Genomic DNA, 4,157 nt, shown 5'->3' with positions numbered 1-4,157 from the left:
GGCGTGGCCGAGCCGGCGCGGGAACGGGATCGCGGCGGCGAGCGAGTCCTGGGCTTCCTGCGGCAGGTTGGCGAGCAGCGGCGTGAGGAACAGGCCGGGCGCGATCGTCAGCACGCGGACGCCGAACTGCGCCAGCTCGCGCGCGATCGGCAGCGTCATGCCGACGATGCCGCCCTTGGAGGCCGAATAGGCCGATTGCCCGATCTGGCCGTCATAAGCGGCAACGGATGCCGTGTTGATGATGACGCCGCGCTCGCCGGTTGCCTGCGGCTCGAGCTTGGACATCTCGTTCGCGGCAAGGCGGAGCATGTTGAAGGTGCCGATCAAATTGACCTTGATCACCTTGTCGAAATCGGCGAGCGCCATCGGGCCGTCGCGGCCGACGACGCGCTTGGCAACGCCGATGCCGGCGCAATTGACCAGCACGCGCGCGGGTCCATGGGACTTGGTCGCTTGGGCGATCGCAGCCTCAGCGGAAGCCGCATCGGAGACGTCGCAAGCCACAGCCACGCCCTTGATCTCGGCGGCGACAGTTTCGGCGAGCTTGGCATTGAGGTCGCACACCGCGACCCTGGCGCCCTGCGCCGCCAGCTTACGCGCGGTCGCCGCGCCCAGTCCCGACGCGCCGCCCGTGACGATGACAGCCTGATCCTTCAACAACATGGCGTTCTCCCTAGGTGCGACGTCCTCTTACCCGACCGATATCACACGGTCCGATGGATTGGCAGCGTAGAGCTCCTCGATCAGCAGGCTGCGATGCTCGAGCACCGCGCGCTGGTTGATCGAGCCCTTGTCGGTGACTTCGCCCTTGTCGATCGAGAGTGGCGTGTCCATGAGGATCGCGCGCGTGATCCGCGTCGAGGATCCCGTGGCCGCGCTGAGAAAGCGGGTCAGCCGTTCGCGAAATGCCTCGCGCACCAGCCGGTCGCGGGTCGCGACGACGAGATCGTCGGTCGGCAGCGTCGGGTTGATCAGCCGGCAGCCGTCGAGATCGAGCACGACGAGCGCGGAGATCTCGTCTCGGTTGATGCCGGCGATGACGACGTCGCGCACCAGCGGCGCGCAAGCCGCGACGAAGCGCGCGCGCAATGGGCCGACGCTGACCCAGGTGCCGCTGCCGAGCTTGAAATCCTCACCGATGCGGCCGTCGAAATCGAAGCCGGCATTGAGATCATCGGGATCGACGGGCTTGAGGGCATCGCCGAGCTTGTAGAAGCCTTCTTCGTCGAACGAATTTGCGGTGATGTCGGGCTGGCGCCAGTAGCCGGGCATCACGTTCGGCCCCTTGCAACGAACTTCCATCTTGCCGTTGTTCGGCACCAGCTTGGCGTCATTGCCGGATACGGGAAGCCCGACATGGCCGGAGCGGCTGGTGCGCGGGTTGACCGACATGAAGAACGGCGCGGTCTCGGTTGCACCGAGGCCGGTCAGCATCGGTACGCGGTAGCCTTTTTCCTTCACCGCCAGCTCGTCGAGGCTGTTCCAGACGAACGGCGACAGCGCCGCGCCCGAGAAGAACATCGCGTGCAGCCGGTCGAAGAATTTTGCGCGGAGGCGCTGGTCGTCGCGCAGATAAGGCAGCAGCGACTCGTAGCCCTTGGGGACGTTGAAATAGACCGTCGGCGAAATCTCCTGGAGATTGCGCACGGTTTCCTCGATGCCTCCAGGCACCGGCTTGCCGGCATCGAGATACATCGAGCCGCCATTGTAGAGCGTCAGCCCGATATTGTGGTTGCCGCCAAAAGTGTGATTCCAGGGCAGCCAGTCGATGATGACGGGCGGCTCGTCCCTGAGGAAGGCGAGTGTCTCGCGCAGCATCACCTGGTTGGCGCAGATCATGCGCTGGGTGTTGATGACCGCCTTGGGGTTGCCGGTCGAGCCCGAGGTCAGCAGGAATTTCGCGATGGTGTCGGGGCCGATCTTGCCGTGGACCTCGTCCAGATCGCCGCGGATCGGGGTTGCCATGAGGTCGGCGAGCAAGGTGACGTCGCGGCCCGGCACGTGGCCGTAGGACGCGGCGATCTCGGTGCCGAGCGAGACGTTGGCCGCGAGCGCGTCGGCGAACTTGTCGGCGTCCTCGGCGAAGACAAGGCCGGGCGTCAGCAGCTTCATCAGGTAGGAGAGCTTGCCGTAATCCTTCGATACCAGCGAATAGGCCGGCGACACCGGGCAGAACGGAATGCCGGCATAGAACGCGCCGAACGCGAGCAATGCGTGGTCGATCGAATTGCCGGAGAGGATGACGACCGGCCGCTCCGCCGACAGCCCGCGCGCAATGAGCCCTGAGGCGATGTGCCGGCTCGCGGCGAGCAGCTCGGCGTAGCTGATCTTGCGCCAGCCGCGGCCACCTTCGCGCTCGGCCATGAAGACGCGATCGGGCGTCGCGCTCGCCCAGTGATGCAGGCGGTCGGTGATGCGGGCCGGATAATCGCCGAGCGGCTGTTTGGGCCGCAGATAAATCGTGCCGTCGTCGCGCCGCTCGATATTGACGACGGGATCGCCGAACGAAATGGGCCGCAGCGGGGAAGTGCTCGCGCCGCGCTCCATGCTGGAAGAGGACGGCTGCGCGCTCATGATTTCGGCTTCACCTTTGCGGTCTTGTGTTCGAGGAACTCGCGGATCCTGCGTTTTGCCTCTTTGTCGCTCTGCGCCACCGTCGCCATCAGCGATTCCATCAACAGGCCGGTCTGCGGATTGGCCTCCGCGATCATCGGCAGCGCCTGGAGCACGGCGAAGTTGGTCAGCGGCGCGTTGGAGGCGACCTTGGTCGCAAGCTCCATCGCCTTGCCGAGCCCGTTGCCGGCTTCCGTGACATATTGCGCAAAGCCGTAGGAGGTGCCTTCGGTCGCGGAATAGACGCGGCCGGTCAGCATCATGTCCATCATCCTGGCGACGCCGATCAGGCGCGGCAGGCGCACCGAACCGCCGCCACCGACGAAGATGCCGCGCTGCCCCTCCGGCAGCGCGAAATAGGTCGAGGGTTCGGCGACACGGATATGCGCCGCGCAGGCGAGCTCCAGCCCGCCTCCGATCACGGCGCCCCTGAGCGCGGCGATCACAGGCACGCGGCTGTACTGGATGCGGTCGAACACCCGGTGCCACATCTGGGAATGGAGAAGGCCGCCACTGGCATCATGGTCGGTCAGTTCGGAGAGGTCGAGACCGCTGGAAAAATGGTCGCCGATGCCGTGGATGACGACGGCGCCGATATCCTCGGGCAGGGCCGCAAAACACTCGCCGATCTCCAGGATGATGCCGTCGTTGAGCGCATTGCGCTTGGCCGGCCGATTGAGGCCGACGGTCAAAACCCGGTCCGCCCGCTCGATCTTCAAAAGCCCGGCGGCGCCCGCGTCAGCGGTCTCGGCGTTTCCCTGTGTCATTTGCGTCCTTGTCAGAATAGTTATGTTGTATAACGAATTCAGGAGGAGTCAACAAGGGGCTAGGTGCCTATTGGGTCAGTCAGGCGGGCAAAAGGCGCCCTCCAAATGCGGTGTCGTCCCGGCGGAGGCCGGGAGCCATAACCACAGGGAGAAGTTTGGCCAAGTCGTTCGGTACTCCGACTATTCGCGATCGACAGATCACGCGGTATGGGTCCCAGCCTTCGCCGGGACGACGGCGAAGGGCACTGAAGCCTTCACATCACCTGATGCACGTCGATCACGACTCGATCCGCATGACGCGCTGCTGACCCGACAAAAATGTGCTCCATCAGCCAGCGGTACTTCTCGTGCCCGGTCTCGAACCTCGGCACGGTGCGGAAATAGATCAGTTTGGGATCCACCGGTTCGCCGCGCTTGAGCTTTTGCAACAGCTCGACCGGGCCGAAGCGCATGCCCTTGTTCTCGACATAGACGGTGGCACCGTCGTCGGTTTCGAACGCGTACTTCGCTTCGAGATCAATCAGCTCATTCGGGCGGATGGTCTGGAAGTCCGCGCCGAACGGCAGCACCTTGCCGGTGATCGCACCCGTCACCTCGCCGCCGACGATCGGGATGATGCGGCGAATGCCGATACCGGTCTCGCCGGCGGTGACGACGTCGCCGATGCGTGCGGTGACGGTAAAGACGTATTTGGTCTCGAGGGTAGGGGCCGTCATCGGTCACCTTTCTGTATTGAACTAGCGCCGCTGTCCTTCCTTCTCCCTTGTGGGAGAAGGT

At 64.6% G+C, this 4,157-nt stretch carries 4 protein-coding genes; all 4 read right to left on the bottom strand.

What is annotated here, in order from left to right:
• Window positions 1–663: SDR family NAD(P)-dependent oxidoreductase (locus IVB32_RS25565; protein WP_247411776.1), on the bottom strand; the 663-nt coding region annotated here is incomplete at its 3' end.
• Window positions 664–690: 27 nt separating this feature from the next.
• Window positions 691–2,574: a feruloyl-CoA synthase gene (locus IVB32_RS25560; RefSeq protein ID WP_026233587.1), complete on the bottom strand. Its 1,884-nt coding sequence runs from the start codon at window positions 2,572–2,574 to the stop codon at window positions 691–693.
• Window positions 2,571–3,380 carry a crotonase/enoyl-CoA hydratase family protein gene (locus IVB32_RS25555; RefSeq protein ID WP_018458466.1) on the bottom strand — a complete coding sequence of 270 codons (810 nt, stop codon included), beginning with the start codon at window positions 3,378–3,380 and terminating at the stop codon, window positions 2,571–2,573. Before IVB32_RS25555 ends, IVB32_RS25560 begins: the two co-directional genes overlap by 4 nt.
• A 254-nt stretch (window positions 3,381–3,634) precedes the next feature.
• Entirely contained in the window at window positions 3,635–4,096 is a 462-nt protein-coding gene (locus IVB32_RS25550) for a DUF3237 domain-containing protein (RefSeq protein ID WP_018458467.1), read from the bottom strand.
• Between the last annotated feature and the right edge of the window lie 61 nt (window positions 4,097–4,157).

Origin of the sequence: Bradyrhizobium sp. 23 (assembly GCF_023073295.1) — a bacterium.
Classification (GTDB): Bacteria; Pseudomonadota; Alphaproteobacteria; order Rhizobiales; family Xanthobacteraceae; genus Bradyrhizobium; species Bradyrhizobium canariense_D.
Note: the sequence above shows the minus strand (reverse complement) of the source record. Positions and strands in the feature narration are given on the sequence as shown.